Source organism: Eubacterium sp. AM46-8 (genome assembly GCF_003466705.1).
Lineage (GTDB): Bacteria > Bacillota > Clostridia > Lachnospirales > Lachnospiraceae > Lachnospira.
On the sequence record NZ_QSEU01000011.1, the window covers coordinates 60,051 to 78,344 of the forward strand.

Annotated in this window: 16 protein-coding genes; 3 read left to right on the forward strand and 13 right to left on the reverse strand. The window is 38.2% G+C overall.

The genetic code is table 11. The features are described 5' to 3' along the window. Positions 1 to 88 precede the first annotated feature (88 nt). Genes rlmD through DW963_RS08750 form a run of 4 tightly spaced genes read right to left on the reverse strand, consistent with a single transcriptional unit; the run spans position 89 to position 3,750 of the window. Positions 89 to 1,201, reverse strand: a complete 1,113-nt coding sequence (rlmD, locus tag DW963_RS08740; RefSeq protein ID WP_353652797.1) for a 23S rRNA (uracil(1939)-C(5))-methyltransferase RlmD — start codon at positions 1,199 to 1,201, stop codon at positions 89 to 91. Beyond that, complete coding sequence (locus DW963_RS14000; RefSeq protein WP_353652796.1) at positions 1,123 to 1,554, reverse strand: TRAM domain-containing protein; 432 nt, start codon at positions 1,552 to 1,554, stop codon at positions 1,123 to 1,125. The genes rlmD and DW963_RS14000 overlap by 79 nt, the downstream gene beginning before the upstream one ends. Beyond that, positions 1,544 to 2,488: a 3'-5' exoribonuclease YhaM family protein gene (locus DW963_RS08745; protein WP_022099060.1), complete on the reverse strand. Its 945-nt coding sequence runs from the start codon at positions 2,486 to 2,488 to the stop codon at positions 1,544 to 1,546. Before DW963_RS08745 ends, DW963_RS14000 begins: the two co-directional genes overlap by 11 nt. A gap of 17 nt (positions 2,489 to 2,505) precedes the next feature. Continuing rightward, complete coding sequence (locus DW963_RS08750; protein WP_117915130.1) at positions 2,506 to 3,750, reverse strand: S1C family serine protease; 1,245 nt, start codon at positions 3,748 to 3,750, stop codon at positions 2,506 to 2,508. Positions 3,751 to 3,931: 181 nt separating this feature from the next. Between DW963_RS08750 and DW963_RS08755 the strand changes: the two genes are divergently transcribed. The 3 genes from DW963_RS08755 to DW963_RS08765 are packed head-to-tail and all read left to right on the forward strand — an operon-like array spanning position 3,932 to position 8,473. Then, complete coding sequence (locus DW963_RS08755) at positions 3,932 to 6,295, forward strand: endonuclease MutS2 (protein ID WP_117915132.1); 2,364 nt, start codon at positions 3,932 to 3,934, stop codon at positions 6,293 to 6,295. Positions 6,296 to 6,316: 21 nt separating this feature from the next. After that, entirely contained in the window at positions 6,317 to 7,018 is a 702-nt protein-coding gene (locus DW963_RS08760; protein WP_022099057.1) for a response regulator, read from the forward strand. Positions 7,019 to 7,045: 27 nt separating this feature from the next. Then, a complete protein-coding gene (locus DW963_RS08765; RefSeq protein ID WP_117915134.1) occupies positions 7,046 to 8,473 on the forward strand; it encodes a sensor histidine kinase in 1,428 nt (475 codons plus the stop codon). Between the two features lie 41 nt (positions 8,474 to 8,514). Here DW963_RS08765 and trmL read toward each other — a convergent pair whose 3' ends face one another. The 9 genes from trmL to DW963_RS08810 all read right to left on the reverse strand — a co-directional run bounded on the left by trmL (position 8,515) and on the right by DW963_RS08810 (position 18,121). Next, the gene (gene trmL / locus DW963_RS08770; protein ID WP_117915136.1) at positions 8,515 to 9,012 is read right to left on the reverse strand and encodes a tRNA (uridine(34)/cytosine(34)/5-carboxymethylaminomethyluridine(34)-2'-O)-methyltransferase TrmL; all 498 of its coding nucleotides are present in this window, start codon (positions 9,010 to 9,012) and stop codon (positions 8,515 to 8,517) included. Positions 9,013 to 9,021: 9 nt separating this feature from the next. After that, complete coding sequence (locus tag DW963_RS08775) at positions 9,022 to 10,182, reverse strand: pyridoxal phosphate-dependent aminotransferase (protein ID WP_117915138.1); 1,161 nt, start codon at positions 10,180 to 10,182, stop codon at positions 9,022 to 9,024. Further along, positions 10,179 to 10,661, reverse strand: coding sequence for an Lrp/AsnC family transcriptional regulator (locus tag DW963_RS08780; protein WP_117915140.1), 483 nt, complete (start codon positions 10,659 to 10,661; stop codon positions 10,179 to 10,181). The genes DW963_RS08775 and DW963_RS08780 overlap by 4 nt, the downstream gene beginning before the upstream one ends. A gap of 19 nt (positions 10,662 to 10,680) precedes the next feature. After that, the gene (locus tag DW963_RS08785; protein WP_158567412.1) at positions 10,681 to 11,619 is read right to left on the reverse strand and encodes an AIR synthase-related protein; all 939 of its coding nucleotides are present in this window, start codon (positions 11,617 to 11,619) and stop codon (positions 10,681 to 10,683) included. A 186-nt stretch (positions 11,620 to 11,805) separates the two neighbouring features. Continuing rightward, the gene (locus DW963_RS08790; protein ID WP_117915144.1) at positions 11,806 to 12,507 is read right to left on the reverse strand and encodes a 3'-5' exonuclease; all 702 of its coding nucleotides are present in this window, start codon (positions 12,505 to 12,507) and stop codon (positions 11,806 to 11,808) included. After that, positions 12,507 to 14,297 carry a sensor domain-containing diguanylate cyclase gene (locus tag DW963_RS08795; protein WP_117915146.1) on the reverse strand — a complete coding sequence of 597 codons (1,791 nt, stop codon included), beginning with the start codon at positions 14,295 to 14,297 and terminating at the stop codon, positions 12,507 to 12,509. The genes DW963_RS08790 and DW963_RS08795 overlap by 1 nt, the downstream gene beginning before the upstream one ends. 43 nt (positions 14,298 to 14,340) lie before the next feature. Then, positions 14,341 to 15,051, reverse strand: coding sequence for a tRNA (guanosine(37)-N1)-methyltransferase TrmD (trmD, locus tag DW963_RS08800; protein ID WP_117915148.1), 711 nt, complete (start codon positions 15,049 to 15,051; stop codon positions 14,341 to 14,343). Next, complete coding sequence (locus DW963_RS08805; RefSeq protein ID WP_158567411.1) at positions 15,051 to 15,920, reverse strand: GDSL-type esterase/lipase family protein; 870 nt, start codon at positions 15,918 to 15,920, stop codon at positions 15,051 to 15,053. Before DW963_RS08805 ends, trmD begins: the two co-directional genes overlap by 1 nt. Positions 15,921 to 16,006: 86 nt before the next feature. After that, positions 16,007 to 18,121 (reverse strand): glycoside hydrolase family 13 protein, encoded by a 2,115-nt coding sequence (locus tag DW963_RS08810; RefSeq protein ID WP_117915152.1) that lies wholly within the window; start codon positions 18,119 to 18,121, stop codon positions 16,007 to 16,009. Positions 18,122 to 18,294 lie beyond the last annotated feature (173 nt).

Sequence of the window (18,294 nt, forward strand, 5' to 3'; positions counted from 1 at the left end):
TATTTTGTCGTATGCTTTATTTCAATCACATACTTCTTTTTTAATTTTGAGCATCTATTCTGTGCAATGATACCTTCATGCTGCAACATTAATCAATTGCCGGCTGTTCTTTCAAAATCAGTGCCACACTCTCCACATGCACCGTATGCGAAAACTGGTCCACAGGCTGTACCTTAACAGTCTTGTAACCCTTAGCCGCAAGCAGTCCTAAGTCGCGAGCGAGTGTTGCCGAATCGCAGCTTACATACACGATACGCTCAGGCGACATCTTGACAATCGTGTCAAGAAGCGACTCATCGCAGCCCTTTCTTGGCGGGTCAACGACTACGACATCCGGAGTAATGCTCTTTCTTGCTTCCTCACGCTGAGCCTCGCTTGCAGATGTATCTGCTGCCAGCCGTGCCATTTCTTCATAAAAATGTGGTACGACCTCCTCAGCCTTTCCGACAAAGAATTCAGCATTATCAATGCCGTTAATTGCCGCATTATTCTTGGCATCCTCTATAGCCTGAGGAACAATCTCAACGCCATATACCTTTCTTGCATTCTTGGCAAGAAACAGAGATATTGTTCCTATTCCGCAATATAAATCCCATACAGTCTCATTACCTGTAAGGCCTGCGTATTCAAGGGCTTTTCCATACAGCTTCTCAGTCTGTCTTGGATTAACCTGAAAGAACGAAAGCGGTGATATCTGATATTTAATGTCGCCGATATAATCTTCAATATAGCTTTTTCCCCACAGAGTCTCGCACTGTCTGCCAAGAATGACATTAGTGTTCTCCGTGTTGAAATTAAGCATAATTGATTTGATGCATTTGTCAGTACTTATATCTGAATCAAGCGACACTTCTGTAAGACGCCCTACAAGCGATTCCTTTAACTTATCAGACATCTTAGTGCCGTTAATAACAAGACAGACCATTATCTCGTCGGTGTGGAATCCTGTTCTTATAAGAACATGGCGCACAAGTCCTTTTCCGGTCTGCTCATCATATGGTGCAACACCGTTAAGCTCCATCCAGCTCTTTATTACGGCAAGAATATACTGGTTCTCGACAGCACCAATCTTACAGTCTGTACATGAGATAATAGAGTGTGTTCTTCCTGCATAGAAGCCCATCACAATACTTCCATCTTTGGCTGTTCCAACCGGATACTGCGCTTTATTTCTGTATCTGTAAGGCTCTCCCAGCCCGATTGCCGGAAATACTCATACCCTTCTATCTTACCAATTCGCTTGAGATTATCGTCAACCAGCTTCTCCTTAAACTTAAGCTGTGCCTGATAACTCATCTGCTGAATCTGGCAGCCTCCGCACTGTCTTGCGACAGGACAGACAGGAGTCACTCTGTCAGGTGAAGCCTCAATAATCTTTTCAAGCCTTGCATAGCCGTAATTCTTCTTGGCTTTAATAATTTTTGCCTCAATCTTGTCGCCGATTATCGCATCCTTAACAAAGAGGGTATATCCGTCAACCTTGCCGATACCCTCTCCTCCGGTTCCTATATCTTCTATTACAAATGTTACTTTATCATCTTTCTTAAAACTCATTAGTTGTCCTTCTTATATTAGAATCAAGCCATCTGTTATAACCAAGCCAGTCGTTGGTATCCTTGGCTTCAAGTGCTTCCCTTAATGTCTCAAGCTTTGCATCCATATTATCAGCCATAGATAATGCAACAGCCTCTGCTATTGATGGCTTCTTAGGTGAGCCGTACTCAAGCTCTCCGTGATGTGAAAGTATGCAGTGTCCAATCTGCATTGCAAGCATATCAGGGAATCCGTCTATCTGCTTAACCTTCTCCATAACCATCTCATATCCAATAACGATATGTCCTAAGAAATTACCCTCGTCAGTGTAATCATTCTTAGGAAATTCAGATAATTCCTTAACCTTGCCGACATCATGCAGCATTGCACATGTTATAAGCAGATCCCTGTTAAGAAAATCATAGTTGCTGCTCATCTTGTCACATAATCTTGTAACACTTAAGCTGTGCTCTAACAATCCGCCAGCGAAACCGTGATGTACTGTCTTGGCTGCTGATACACATTTGAACTTCTTTGCAAATGTTTCATCTTTAAAGAAAGAATATAACAGCTGCTTCATATATGTACTTTTAACACTGTCTACATACTTCATCAGTTCTGCAAACATATTATCAATATTATATCTTGAAGATGGTACATAATCTGCTGCAACATATTCATTCTCTGATGCAATTCTTGCTCTCTCTATCTTAAACTGTAATGCTCCGTTATAGCTTGTTACCTGTCCTGTTACCGCAACATAATCATTAACATCAAATTCAGCAATTCCGCCTGAATTAAGGTCCCATATCTTAGAGTCAATCTGTCCTGTCTTATCAGCAAGCATTACATTGGCATATTCCTTGCCTGTCTTAGTAAGTGCTATTGATTTTGATTTGCACAGATATACCTCTGAAATTCTCTCACCATCTTTAAGAGTCTCTATATAACGCATAAATCCTTCTGCCTCCGTTAATTAAGTTGTTTTAGCTGTACACTTACTGAAAATGCTACATCTGAATAACCATCTTTTCCCTGCCTCATAGCTGTCACATACATAGCTTCTCCATCAGCGCACTGATATAGTTTCTCACTAAACTGCTGAATTGTCAAAATACTTTGTCCATTAATTGCACTAATTACATCTCCTGCCTGCAATCCTGCATAATAAGCCGGTGAATCAATATCCACATTAGATATGTATACACCACTCGGAAGCCCGTATTTGGCTGCAAGCTCATCTGTTACATTCTGTCCTGTAATACCACAGTACATGATTCCATGCTCATTAATCATAGTCTCAATCTGTGCCTTAAGGTCAGATATTCCAATGAATTTCGAACTTGTATCTGTTGAAGCCTTAGATACACCAACTACATTTCCTTCAGAATTAAACAATATGGCAAAACCGCCCGCCGTAATGCTTACACTTGTCTCAAAAACCTCATAACCGCTGTCTTTACTATACTCAACCTTAGAACCTGCAATTGTTCCGTATGACACACCTTTCGAAGTCTCATAAAGCTTTCCTGATGCAATAACAAGATCCCCCTGCTTTACCATATAAGAATTATCCAGCTGCGCAACTGCGATACTGTTACGTTGTTGTGCTGTAAGCTTAGATGCATTAATACTCACAATTCCTATTCCTGAAGCTGTATTTCTGCATACAAATGCAGCTTCTGTCTGGACTTCATCAGAAAGCCTTACTATATAATTCATTCCAGGTTCTAAAAGGCTTGAACTTGTAAGCACAAGATATGTTGAATTAACATTGGCAACCACAAGTCCTGCCACCTCTGTCTGACTGCTTTCAATTGTCGGAACATCAGAAAATGGCTGTTCAATGTCAACAGAAACCACACATTTATTAACATCCTCAACTTTTGCGCGAAGAGCTGCCATAGCAGCCTCATAATTATCTTTCAGGTCCTTCTCTGTCAATATATCTGAATATTCTGCCGTCTGGTTCTCTGCAAGTACGTAATTATCCTTCTGGATATATATGACATTCTTGTCCTTATTCTTTTCTTCAATCCTTTTCTGTAATACAGGATATAAAAATACCATAAACAAAGTTGCCGCTATTACGACAGAAACAGCAAAAAGCAGCAGCTTGCCTATTCTTATAAGCCACTTGTACTTCTTAGCCGGATGAAGAACTACCTGTTCTGTATACAGGTCATACTTTTCCTTATCATCTTCATTAGTTCCCATTTCGGACTCCTTATGTAATTATCGTCTCTTATGAATACAATTATATCATAGTTTATATTACGATTATGAACAATTTATGACTTACATGTAAATATTTATAAGCAAAATATAGTTTTTTTACCTTAAATGCTGTAAACTTATAAAGTATGAAAAGATTGTTTTTAGTTTTTGGAGGTCTTTCGTGAATAAGAAATCTTTATCCACTTTGGAATTTTATAAAATTACCGACCAGCTTGTTTCATATGCATGCTGTGACGGAGCTAAGAAAATACTTCGTAACTTAAAGCCTATGACTGATATAACAGACATCAACTTACGTCTCGATGAGACTAATGATGCACTCTCTAGAATTTTTCAGAAGGGTACTGTTGATTTCAGCCAGACTAAGGATATACGTGCTTCTGTTGCGAGACTTAAGGTTGGAAGCTCCCTTAATATATCAGAGCTTCTTAACATAAGTGCCATCCTTTCATGTGCAAAGCATGTTAAGGATTACTATGAGCATCGTGAGGATTCTATATCAGGAATGCTTGAAAACCTTGCAACTGTTGATGCTCTTAATTCCCAGATTAAGAAATGTATTATCTCTGAAGATGAGATAAGTGATGACGCAAGTGCCAACTTAAGAAGCATCAGAAGAAGCAAATCAATAGCCAATGACAGAATACATTCTGAACTTAACAAATTGCTTAATTCTCCTACTTACAGGACTTATCTTCAGGATTATGTTATTACCACAAGACAGGGGCGTTACTGTCTGCCAGTTAAAGCTGAATACAAGTCAGCATTTCCCGGTATGATACATGACCAGTCATCTACTGGTTCTACTCTCTTTATTGAGCCTGCAGCAGTTGTAAAGCTCAATAATGATATCCGTGAGTTAGAGCTTAAGGAAGCAGCAGAGATTGAAGTTATTCTTGCTGACTTAAGTGCAAAAGCCGGTGAACACACAGAGGAGCTTCTGTGTAATTATGAAATACTTGTCGAACTTGACTGTATATTTGCAAAGGCGCAGCTTGCCAGACATATGCATGCAAGCCGTCCGGTCATGAATACATCAGGAATTATCAATATCAAAAAAGGACGTCACCCGCTTATCGAGCCACATACTGTTGTCCCTATTGACATCTATCTTGGAACAGATTTTAAGCTTCTAATCATCACTGGTCCTAACACAGGTGGTAAGACTGTTTCATTAAAGACTGTAGGACTCCTCACACTTATGGCACAATCAGGTTTATTCATTCCGGCTCTTGACCATTCAGACATTGCCGTATTCAAGAATATATACGCTGATATCGGTGATGAGCAGAGTATTGAACAGAGTTTAAGTACATTTTCATCACACATGACCAACACTGTTAAGATTCTTAAAGAAGCTGATGAGAACTGTCTTGTACTTTTTGATGAGATTGGTGCCGGAACTGACCCTACAGAAGGTGCTGCCCTTGCTATCGCAATTCTTAATGACCTTAAGATGCGCGGTGTTACAACCATGGCAACAACTCATTACAGTGAAATCAAGCTTTATGCACTTTCTACTGAAGGTGTTGAAAATGCAAGCTGTGAGTTCGATGTTGAATCACTCCGTCCTACTTACAGACTGCTTATAGGCATTCCGGGAAAGAGTAACGCATTTGCAATCTCTAAAAAGCTCGGACTTCCTGACTATATTCTGTCTGACGCATCCGAAAGACTTAACGCGGAAGATGTACATTTTGAAGATATCGTATCTGACCTTGAACATGCGAGAATCTCTCTTGAGAAGGAACAAGCTGAGGTCGAAAGCTATAAGGCTGAGATTGCTTCTCTTAAAGAAAAGCTTCAGGCTAAGAATGAAAGGCTTGATGAAAGAACTGACAACATTATCCGCAAAGCCAATGAACAGGCTGCTGCCATCTTAAAAGATGCCAAGGATTTCGCAGACGAGACTATCAAAGCCATGAACAAGCACGGAATGACAGTTGCTGAGCTTGAAAAGCACCGTACTGCTGTCCGTGAGAAGATGAATAAGAATCAGGCCAAGTTAAAGGTAGAGCCTGCCAAGGTTAAAGCACACAAGGCACATGATATATCTGAATTCAAGACAGGCATGCATGTAAGAGTTCTTACTATGAATGTTATCGGTACTGTTTCTGCAATTCACCCTGCCAAGAAGCAGGTTACTGTTCAGGTAGGTGCTTTAAGCACTAAGATAGACATTAAGAATCTTGAGATTCTTTCAGGATATAAAGAGCCAAAGGAAGCTCCATCTAAGGTTGCCGGCGGTTCCGGTAAGATTAAGATGAGCAAGTCAGCCGGAATATCAACTGAGATTAATCTTCTCGGCTGTACAGTGGACGAGGCTGTTGCCCGCCTTGATAAATATCTTGATGACGCTTACATTGCCAAAATTCCACAGGTCCGTATCGTTCACGGTAAAGGAACTGGTGCATTAAGAAACGGCGTAACCGCTTATCTTCGCGGTGTTCCATATATAAAGAGCTTCCGCCTCGGCGAAATCGGCGAGGGTGATGCTGGTGTAACTATTGTTGATTTCAAATAATTATTATTGGGGGATATTATTATGGCATCTAAACAGCGAATACTTATTGTAGATGATGATGAAAATATTGCAGAACTTATATCTTTGTATCTTACAAAAGAATGTTACGAAACAAAGATTGTGTATGATGGAGAAAGTGCTCTGTCTGAGCTTTCTGTATTCAAGCCTAATCTCATTCTTTTAGACCTCATGCTTCCCGGTATTGACGGCTATCAGGTGTGCCGTGAGATAAGAAAGAATAACAATGTTCCTATAATTATGCTCTCCGCCAAGGGTGAAACATTTGACAAGGTGTTAGGACTTGAGCTTGGTGCAGACGACTATATTATTAAACCTTTTGAAACTAAAGAGATGGTTGCCCGTGTAAAGGCTGTGCTTAGACGATACCATATGCCTCAGAGTATTGGTGTTGATTCTTCTAATGCCAAATGTGTCAATTACCCCGACCTCTCTATCAACCTCGATAATTATTCGGTTAATTATATGGGCAAAAATGTCGAGATGCCGCCTAAAGAGCTTGAACTCTTATATTTCTTAGCTTCTGCTCCTAACCAGGTGTTTACAAGAGAACAGCTTCTTGACAATATATGGGGATATGAATATATCGGAGACACAAGAACCGTTGATGTACACATTAAGAGAATCCGTGAGAAAATCAAAGATCATGCCCACTGGAATATTGAAACAGTATGGGGAATCGGTTACAAGTTCGTAACTAAATAAAAAGGGCAGAACAAGGGAGGCTTAATATTGAAGGGCTTAAGTACACTGGGAAAACACATTTTTTTATATATAGTTATATCCATTATAGGATTTATTATTGTGTCTACTGTATGTTATAAAATTGATTACAAACGCATATACAGCTATTATTCTGACAGATTATATCTTCAGGCCAACGAAATAGCCAATGAATATGCTCTTGATTATTTCAGTGAAGCAAGGCTCCGCTCCATAGAACTTGAACTTCATTCCATATCTGTACTTAATGACACGCGTATTATTTTTATAACTCCATCAGGTGATGTCATTCTAGATACTAACGACAGCACTAAAGATAAAAGCAATAATGATGAAAAGATATTGTATTCTATTGAGGATTTTGACTATGGAGACCTTCACGGAAAACATGATATACTCTGGACTTTTTATGATTTGTTAAATGAACCGACACTGAGTGTTTTTGCTCCGATATCTAACTCCTTTGAAATAAAGGGCTATGTTGTAATTAATATACCCGATTCTGTAATCACAGACAGGGTTTATGATACATTTAACACTAACTACCTTACACTTATTATCACCCTTTTCCTTTCGGCTTCTTTCCTCGGATTGTATTTCATTCAGGTTCATAAGCCAATCACGGAAATCACAAAGGCTACAGCTGAATATGGTAAAGGTAATCTTTCTTATCATATCAAGCCAATGCTTAATGACGAAATAGGACGACTTGGAATGTCACTTGACTATATGGCTTCCCAGCTTAATGAATCTGATAAGTTTCAGCAAAAATTCTTATCAAACATTTCTCATGATTTCAGGTCACCTCTTACATCAATCAAAGGATACTTAGAGGCAATACAGGACGGAACTATTCCTCCTGAAATGCTTGATAAATATATCGGTATCATGCTTTTTGAGACAGAACGTCTTACTAAGCTGACCAGTAACATACTTACACTTAACGAACTGGATCCTAAATCTGTCCGCCTTGATATAAGTGTATTTGACCTTAATTCTATAATCCGTCATACTGTTGAAACATTTGAAGGAACATGCAAGAAAAAAGGCATTAAATTCAATATAACCTATGCCAACAGCATACAAAATGTCAAGGCTGATAAAGGCAGAATACAACAGGTAATCTACAATCTTATTGACAATGCAATTAAGTTCAGCAAGGACAGTTCATATATTTATATTACCGTGAAAGAAAAGGGCGAGAAAGCGCAGATATCCATTAAGGATACAGGCTGCGGAATTGCCAAAGAAGATATTGATAAAATCTGGGACAGATTCTATAAATCAGACTCTTCACGAGGCCGTGACAAGAAAGGCTCCGGTCTTGGTCTTTCAATAACTAAGGAAGTTATTCAGGCACACGGTGAAAACATTGATGTTGTAAGTACTGTAGGTGTCGGAACAGAATTCATATTCACACTTGAACTTGCAAAATAAAAACACACGGACATGCGTAGCTTGTATGTCCGTGTGTTTTATTATTCTTTCCAGTTAAGTCTGTGAAGATGTCCCTCACAATTCATATGTGAGAAATTATGCTGTCGGAGTGCTTCGTAAAGAACAATTGCCACTGAATTAGAAAGATTAAGTGATCTTATATCTCCTATCATAGGGATTCTGATACATGTATCCTCATTATCAACAAGTATCTCCTCCGGTATCCCCGCACTTTCCTTTCCAAACATTATATAACAGTCTTCTTCATAATTAACTTCTGTATATGTCTTATGTGCCTTGGTTGTAGCCATATACACCTTAGCACCCGGATTCTTAGCAAGAAAATCCTTATAATCATCATACTCAGTAACATCAAGCTTATCCCAGTAATCAAGTCCGGCTCTTTTTAACATCTTATCATTAATCTGAAATCCTAATGGTCCTATAAGATGCAGCCTTACGCCTGTTGCCACACATGTTCTTCCTATATTACCTGTATTAGCCGGCATCTCCGGCTCATGTAAAACTATATTCAACATATCTGATTCCTATTTCAGTGTACTGATAAACCTTTCTATTCTTTCGAGTCCCAGCTTAAGATTATCTATAGAATATGCATAAGATATTCTTAAAAATCCTTCGCCGCAGTCACCAAATGCAGTTCCAGGAACTACAGCAAGCTTCTGCTCTCTTAACAGTCTGTTAGCAAATTCTTCCGAAGATAATCCGAACTTCTTAATTGATGGAAATACATAAAATGCTCCAAATGGTTCAAAACAGTCAAGTCCCATCTCTTTAAATGCATGCATAAGATATCTTCTTCTCTGGTCATAAGCAGCAACCATCTTGTTAACTTCCATATCACAATTCTTAAGTGCCTCTATTGCAGCAAACTGGCTATTAGTAGGTGCACACATAATTGCAAACTGGTGAAGCTTAGTCATCTGACTTATAATCTCTTTAGGACCACATGCATATCCAAGTCTCCAGCCTGTCATTGCAAATGCTTTGGAGAATCCATTGATAACAATAGTCCTCTCCTTCATTCCCGGCAGACTTCCTATTGAGCAATGCTCTCCATTATATGTAAGTGCTGAATATATCTCATCCGATATAACAAATATATCCTTCTCAATTATAACAGGTACAAGCTCTTCAAGCTCCTCCCTTGTCATAACAGCACCTGTAGGATTATTAGGAAATGGCATAACAAGTACCTTAGTCTTATCTGTTATACTGGCAAGCAGCTCTTCCTTAGTAAGCTTAAACTCATTCTCTTCCTTTAACTCTATAATCACTGGCTTCGCATCAGCCATAATTGCACATGGAAGATAAGATACATAGCTTGGCTGTGGTATAAGCACTTCATCCCCTGGGTCACACATGCATCTTAATGCAACATCAATTGCCTCACTTCCACCTACTGTTATAAGTACTTCCTTCATAGGGTCATAATGAAGGTTCATCTTCCTTGCAAGGTAATTACATATCTCTTCTCTTAATTCCTTAAGACCTGCATTAGATGTGTAAAATGTTCTTCCCTTCTCAAGGGCATATATTCCTTCTTCTCTTACATTCCATGGAGTATCAAAATCTGGTTCGCCTACTCCTAACGAAATTGCATCAGGCATCTCACTTACAATATCAAAGAACTTTCTTATTCCTGATGGTTCTATGCCTGTTATTTTCAGTGATAATGGGTTTCTCATGGTGTAATCAGCATCCTTTCGTCTTTAGACTCGTCCTCAATTATTGTTCCATAGTCCTTATACTTCTTAAGTACAAAATGTGTTGATGTACTAAGGACTGAATCTAATGGTGCGAGTTTCGCCGCGACGAACTGTGCCACTGACTTCATTGTCTTGCCTTCTATAATAACTGTAAAATCAAAACCACCTGACATAAGATAAACAGATGTTACCTCATCATACTTGTAAAGGCGTTCTGCTATACTATCAAAGCCCAACCCTCTCTGAGGTGTAACTTTTACCTCTATAAGAGCTGTAACTTTCTCCTCACTTGTCTTATCCCAATTAATGACCGCATTATATCCGCAGATAATATGTTCTTTTTCCATATCCGCTATCTCATTGGCAACCTCTGCTTCAGAATATCCAAGCATAATAGCCATCTCCTTAAGGTCTATCCTTCCATTCTTTTCAAGAATATCAAGAATCTTCTCTCTCATAACGCAATCCTCCCACTAATTATATGAATCTGTATATCTCATCCTGTTCAGGAAGACCTAAGAATCTGTCTTCCTCAGTATTGTGAATAATTCTGTTATTGCTATCTGTAACTTTACCAATAACGGCAGCTTCGATTCCATTCTGCTGCATTGTATTAACTATATCACATCCATTTTCACATGTCATTAACAAACATCCCATAGAATCCAATATATATGGGTTAATATTAAATAATTCACATATTTCGATAATCTCCTGTTTAACTGGAATATTTCTTAAGTCAACTTCCAGTCCAACGCCTGAATACTCTGCCATATCCCATAATGCAGCAAATATACCGCCTTCTGAAACGTCATGCATAGCGCCTTCTACGCCTTCATTAACGAATACAGCTGCTTCTTTAGCTACAAGCAGCTCTTTATCATCTGTAAGTGCCTTATCAATGATATCCTGTGTATACACTTTAAGTATATCTTCTCTTCTTGCGGATATAACGTCTCTTATGCCACTCATTCCTATATACTTGGTAAGAACTATATCCTGACCTGCAACAGCTTTTCTCTGCTTATATACTTCATGACCTATTGCAGTTACAGATACAACCGGGTGATTAACATCCCTGCTTACAGTTGTGTGACCTCCAGCGATACCTGCGCCTATAACACAGCTTTGTCTGTCAATCTCTTTTATAATCTCCTTAAGACGTATCTCTCTTGACTTCTCATCAAGAACAATAGTATTCATAATACTATCTGTAACGCCGCCTGCCGCACTGATATTGTTAGCCGCTCTGTATACTGCCAATTCTCCGGTCGCAACAGCCGCCAGTACATTTCCCTCGTTAATTATATGTGCAGCATCCTGTCCATATGCCGGCTTTACTGTATTTCCTCTTTTGCCAAGCAATTTGAATACAGATCTCCCTAATATTGTATCAGATACTTTTCCTGTCTTCATAATACGTATAACCTCTTTATCTAATTTTAAGGTATAAGATAGACAACCATAGGAACAACCATTGCTACTATAAGTATCATTATTAATATTCCTGTGAACCATCTTTTAGTTTTCTTATTATTAAAATTAATCATAATTTTACCTCCAACAAAATATCAGATTTAATTAATTATAGCACAGTACGGATTATTTTCCATACTGTGCTATGATTGTATCTATCTGCCTTGAAGCAATACTTTTGGTCATCTCTTCAACTGGAATCTCAAGATTAATATTATGCTTATGCACAAGTGCCGCAAGATATCTTCTCTGGGCGGGAGTTATCGGCGAATCTTTCTTGACTGTATAGACAAGTTTCATTGTATGGTTAAATCCTTCATCATCCGGCTTTAACTTTTCCAGCTTACCATATAGCATACTTGCACTTACTGCATCATCATATGCTCTGTGTGACCTTCCCGGATCTATATTAAAATATTCACATAAGAAAGACAGATTCTTATGCTCTGCCTCTGGAAGAAGCCTTCTTGATATCTTTAACGTGTCGATTCCATCATCATTGATAGTCAGTCCGCTATTAACAGCTGCCTTCTTAAGAAAACTGAAATCAAATATAACATTATGTCCGAGTATCGGCCAGTCACCTATAAATGTTGTTATATCCCCTATGATATCCTCTATACGCGGTTTACCAATCAGATCATCATTATGTATACCTGTAAGTCCGGTTATACGCTCACTTATACTTATTCCCGGATATACCAGTGTTGAGTACTTTTCTGTTATACAGTCATTCTCAACCCTTGCCATTCCAACTTCTATAATTCTGTCTACAGCAGGATTAAGACCTGTAGTCTCTATATCCAGTGCAACATATCTGTTAATCATTACATTCTCTCTTTCAGGAACACTCTTCCAATATAATCTCCTATTATGGCAAGGAAATTGGCATCGTTCTCTGCCCATTTCTTGTCAAGCTTGTATCTTCCATAAGCTATGATATTATTATTCTTCTTAATATCACCACCAATTATGTACTGGATTGACTGAATTATTCCATAACCTGAATATACATTATACATAGTTGGTGCTTTAGTCTCAAAGAAATTGATGTTGTCAATTACAAATATACCATCTTCCCTGAAGTTAGGAATATAATTATCTCTATTGAAAAAGCTTCCATCATCATCTGACATACGCTCGTCCCCATAAAGAATATAATTTTTCATCTCTGCACGGTCATATATAACAATTGAATCAATATTAAATGCAACTGCAACAATATCTAACATTTCATTCCTTCTCTTGGCATCTGCATCTCTGAATCCTCTGATAATAGTATTAACAACATCCATCTTATGGTATTTGTAAAATGCTTTTTCGTCAATATCACCTATTTTTCCCATACCATACGCATAAGCTTTATGTATATCTTCATGATATATAATATATCTGTCTTTTCCTTTTTCCTTTGCCAGATATAATACCTTATCTGCTATCTTGAATAGTTCATTGTAATTATCTGCATCTCCGGGATAGGTTGCTGAACCAATAGAGCAGGTTATCTTAATATTACGGGAATCATCATGATACAGCCACTTAATGTTATTACGGACAGTTCTTAATACGCTTCTGATTCCCTCATCATCATTAAGACCTTCCATGACAATAAACATCTCATCGCCGCCTATACGCCCACACAAGCCTCTGCATCCAACAGCATCTCTTAGAATATCAGCGACTTTGTAAAGCACCTCATCACCAAACATATGACCATATGTATCATTGATAGTCTTAAAATCATCTACGTCAATAATAGCAATTGTTACATTATGACCTGGCTTGGAATCTATAAGTTTTCTTACATAATCTGTTATCGCCCGCTTATTAAGAAGATCTGTTCCTGGGTCTTTCATATCAGAGATAATACTGAGTTCTTCGACCACATGATTGTCAGAACTTTCTAAAATATTAATGGTTCCTATAACAACCTTATTGCCTGAATTATCAATAATTGTCTTACCTCTTACAAGACATCTGTCAAGTCTTCCTATATTATTGAGCACACTAATTGTAATCTCTCTTTTAAAGAATTTCTCTCCATTGATAAGTGCTGCAATAAATGCTTCAAGCTCCTGTACTGCCTGATTATCAAGTGCGTCAGTATTAATCTTATAATCTTTCCAATGTTCTACTGAACCTTCATAAAAAGACATCGTTTGCTGACCATCTGAAATCATAAAAATATTAAAGTCATCCTTAATAATATCATATGAGAAAAAAACATTCTCACACATTCCAAGATAACTTGAATATCTATCCATTCTGGCATTAAGATCATCTATCTGTGATGTTATTGATGCCGTATCAATGATGCTTATTCTATACAGATGTCCTCTCTCCTCAGATACGCCGCCATCTATAATTCTAGTAAGCATCCAGTGATATTCACCTGTCTGATATAGCATTCTTATAACAATATATTTGCTTACTTCACTGCAATCTCTGATAGCATCCGTAAATCTGCTGACATCATCAGGATGAATATATCTTGTATATATGAGCATGGCCTTATTACCCGAAATAACTTCGAAGTTTTTATCCATTGTTACAATAGTCATTTTCTCATCAATAAGGAGGTCTAAACTGCCAGCCTCCAATCTAATCAAATCTACCATAAGTAAACCCCTGTCTTGTGATTAATAGTGTCCTCTCCCTATTTTACCTCGACTCCTCAGGATGCTCCTTTATATAAGCTTCATACAGGTCAGGTCTGAATTTTCTGGTTCTCTCCAAAGACTTCTCATGTCTCCACTTTTCAATATTGGCATGATGTCCTGACAAAAGTACTTCTGGAACAGCTTTCCCATTATAATCTGCCGGTCTTGTATATTGCGGATACTCTAGCAGACCATCAGAAAAGCTCTCTGTTTCAGCAGATTCCTCATTATTAAGAACTCCTGGTACAAGTCTTGAAACTGTATCAATTACGACCATTGCTGGTAATTCTCCACCCGTAAGAACATAATCTCCTATAGATACATAATCCGTAACTATATTCTCCAATGCTCTCTCGTCAATTCCTTCATAATGACCACACAGAATAACAAGATTGTCTTCTTTTGCGAATTCCTCTGCCATACTCTGTGTAAATGTATATCCCTGTGGGGTCATATATATAACCCTTGGCCTTTTTCCAATACTTCTGACAATATCCTCATAGCAGTCGCATACAGGAGCAGCTCTCATAACCATTCCTGCACCACCGCCATAAGGATAATCATCTACCTTTAAATGCTTATCATTAGAATAGTCCCTGATATCATGTGCGGTAACAGACATAACTCCAGCTTTAATAGCTCTACCGGTTATACTTGTATTAAGTCCATCTGTTATCATATCAGGAAACAAAGTCATAACATGAAAATCCATTACTTCACTCCTGCAATTCCATTAAGCATAAATGCATAATAGCCACTCTTAAGATTATATCCACTATCTGTATAAGAAGATCCAAAATATCCCGAACCATCCTTAAATACAGTTGCCACATCGATATATGTTATACCAAGTGTTGATGCATTCTCTGAGAACATGCCGTTAAGTGAATCAATATTAGCCTGTTTGACCTTACTTGAAGATTCGAATCTCTGGCTTATTGGAAGTACTGAAAGAACATATACATTAGCTGATGGAAGGGCACTCTTCACAGCTTCTATAAATTCTTTCTCATACTTATATATATCATCCACTGATCTGCTTCCATAATTAAGGTCGTTAATACCAACCATAATATACACAGAATCAGGTGACTGGGATACAATATCATCAAGATATCCTGTAAGCTTGTCACTCGTCATTGAATTAGATGATATAACCTGTGAATCTGCCACAAATCCAAACTGCGAAATTCCGCTTACTACGAAATCTCCGATAAATACTGACTTACTGTAAGCTGCTGAAGATGTGTAATCTTCACTCTGTGGTGTTCCTGAAACAGCTAAACTTCTTCCAGAAGCAGCCTGCGTTGTCTGCTGCGATGCTTCCTGTGAAGAATTATCCGAACGCTGTGTCTCATCCTGTACACCCTGTGTGCTTTCCTGCTTTACAGGAGCTGTTGTATTATTATCATCCTTGCCACCATTCTTACCGCTGCAACTCTTAAGTACAACTGCAAATATAATAACTGCAACTACAAGTATTATTAATCCAATAACATAATTTCTGTATCTGTTCCACATTCTTTTCTTGCGGTTCAGACTTATCTTTGGTCTATCATTATTAGAATTATATGATTCCATTAAAATATTCCTTTCTGTTTCGACGCTATACTGTTGTATTATAACATTAGTCATTCACATGTGCAAATACAACATAAACAACATCTTTACCATTGCATCTTATGAAGAACCACTGCTGATGTCTTCCTTAAGCCTATGTCCAGCCAGCCATTCTGAAGATGGTACCCAAGCCTGTCGGTGCTGTATCCTCCTTCAAATGTAACCATAAGCTGTTCCACATCATCATCAAACCCAAGTCCGACTTCCCACGCAGGAATCTTCGCCCTTACCTCATCCTCATTATTATTAATAATAATAATTGCTGCATCATCTTTGCTAAATCGTCCATATGCAATAACATTATAAGCTGAATACAATGATTTATATGAGCCCGTTCTTAATACTTCGTTCTCTTTATGCATTCTTATTACTGCCTTATGAAAATCAATAAGTTCCTTATCCTCCTGGCCCCAAGGATAAGTTCTTCTATTATCAGGATCTGTAAAGCCACATACTCCCACTTCATCTCCATAATACACTGTAGGTGCACCAGGCCATGTCATCTGAATAACAACTGCCTCCTTAAATACTGACTTATTAATATTATTATTGGCAGCTTCAGGTCCAAGCGTGTTAGTTCTTCCAACTGTTCTGTTAGTTCTGGTTAAGAATCTCGAATGATCATGATTAGACAACTCATTCATAGATATCGATGTGCTCTGTCCACCCATTCTTGCCATATTATGATGCATCGCTCCAAAGAAATAATCCGGATTACCATATTTATCAGGTCTTGCCTCATCACTATGCTTCTCCATACCTGTCAGAAACCATGTTATAGGTTCCATAAAAGCATCATAATTCATTACAGTATCCCATTCATCACCCTGTAACCAGCTATATGGGTCTCCATAATGTTCTGCAAGAATAACCGCGTCAGGATTAGCCTTCTTTACTTCCTCACGGAATCTCTTCCAGAAATAATGATTATATTCTGGGCTGTATCCAAGGTCGGCAGCTACATCCAGTCTCCAACCATCTACATTATAAGGAGCTGAAACCCATTTTCTTCCGATAGAAAGAATATACTCCTCAAGCTCCTTAGACCCTTCATAATTGAGCTTAGGAAGAGTATCATGCCCCCACCAGCCATCATATGAATTATTATCCGGCCACTGGTTTGAGAAGAACTTGAAGAAATTATGATAAGGACTCTCATACTTCTCGTATGCTCCCGGCTCATACTCATCAGTGCTGTCTCTATAAATGTGTTCTTTATCCATCCATTTATTAAAGGAACCACAGTGATTAAATACACCATCTATGATAACCTTCATGCCTCTTGCATGAATTTCCTCTACTACTTTGGCAAAGAACTCATTGCTTGCTTCAAGATTAGCCTTTCTAGTAACTCTGTTAATATATCTTGTAGCATGTGTATTGTCATTGTCTCCCGGTCTTAAAAGTTCTCCCTCGTCCTCGACAATCTTTCCAAAATGTGGATCAATATAATCATAATCCTGTATATCATACTTGTGATTAGATGGGGATACAAACAAAGGATTAAAATATATAACTTCAACGCCCAAATCCTGTAAATAATCAAGCTTATCAAGTACACCCTGCAGGTCGCCTCCATAAAACTCTCTTATTCCCATCTGTGCAGGATACTTATTCCAGTCTTTAACCTGACAGACATGCTCCCCTATATAGTTATATTCATCATCAAGCACATCATTACTCTTATCTCCATTATAGAATCTGTCAACAAATATCTGGTACATAACTGCACCCTTTGCCCACTCTGGTGTCTTAAATCCTGGTGTGATCTGAAAATTATAATATTCGTTAAGATCCTTAATTGCTCCTATCTGGTTGTAAAAACACACTGTCCTGCCAAGCTCAACGCGGAAATAATAATACATTTTCTCTGTTCCAACATTAATCTTAGCCTCATAATAATCAAACATACTCTCGCTTCTGACTCTTGTCATAACATGCTCGACATTATCAACAACAAGATATGCTTTATCTACATTATATCTGCCAGTACGCAGTCGTATCGTTACTTCATCTCCAGGCATTGGCTCTGCCGGACTTCTGTAATCATTAGTAACATCCGAAAACAACGCTCTTGGATGTAGCGTCGGCCTTGCACTGCATGTATAAAAAATACGTTTTTCCCAGGCAGCTAAGTTTCCCATTTCCTCGGTTATTCTCATAGAGAATCCTCCTTAGCATATACTATTCTGATTTTATATCTAAAAGTACAATTTAGCAAGCAAAAAGGCTTTTATGGGTAGCAAAAAAGGCAGCCATGGGGTGACTGCCTTTTTCAGAGAAGGTATTTCTTTTCGATAAGCATTACTGCTTTATCTATAATGTATTGGGGGTT

What these genes read in the sequence shown, in the direction of transcription:
- DW963_RS08780 (WP_117915140.1), bottom strand. Translation starts at nt 10,661, where the DNA reads ATGAGAGAGAAGATTCTTGATATTCTTGAAAAGAATGGAAGGATAGAC.
- DW963_RS08795 (WP_117915146.1), bottom strand. Translation starts at nt 14,297, where the DNA reads ATGGTAGATTTGATTAGATTGGAGGCTGGCAGTTTAGACCTCCTTATT.
- DW963_RS08810 (WP_117915152.1), bottom strand. Translation starts at nt 18,121, where the DNA reads ATGAGAATAACCGAGGAAATGGGAAACTTAGCTGCCTGGGAAAAACGT.
- DW963_RS08775 (WP_117915138.1), bottom strand. Translation starts at nt 10,182, where the DNA reads ATGAGAAACCCATTATCACTGAAAATAACAGGCATAGAACCATCAGGA.
- DW963_RS08805 (WP_158567411.1), bottom strand. Translation starts at nt 15,920, where the DNA reads ATGGAATCATATAATTCTAATAATGATAGACCAAAGATAAGTCTGAAC.
- trmD (WP_117915148.1), bottom strand. Translation starts at nt 15,051, where the DNA reads ATGGATTTTCATGTTATGACTTTGTTTCCTGATATGATAACAGATGGA.
- DW963_RS14000 (WP_353652796.1), bottom strand. Translation starts at nt 1,554, where the DNA reads ATGAGTTTTAAGAAAGATGATAAAGTAACATTTGTAATAGAAGATATA.
- DW963_RS08760 (WP_022099057.1), top strand. Translation starts at nt 6,317, where the DNA reads ATGGCATCTAAACAGCGAATACTTATTGTAGATGATGATGAAAATATT.
- DW963_RS08745 (WP_022099060.1), bottom strand. Translation starts at nt 2,488, where the DNA reads ATGCGTTATATAGAGACTCTTAAAGATGGTGAGAGAATTTCAGAGGTA.
- DW963_RS08790 (WP_117915144.1), bottom strand. Translation starts at nt 12,507, where the DNA reads ATGATTAACAGATATGTTGCACTGGATATAGAGACTACAGGTCTTAAT.
- DW963_RS08750 (WP_117915130.1), bottom strand. Translation starts at nt 3,750, where the DNA reads ATGGGAACTAATGAAGATGATAAGGAAAAGTATGACCTGTATACAGAA.
- trmL (WP_117915136.1), bottom strand. Translation starts at nt 9,012, where the DNA reads ATGTTGAATATAGTTTTACATGAGCCGGAGATGCCGGCTAATACAGGT.
- DW963_RS08785 (WP_158567412.1), bottom strand. Translation starts at nt 11,619, where the DNA reads ATGAAGACAGGAAAAGTATCTGATACAATATTAGGGAGATCTGTATTC.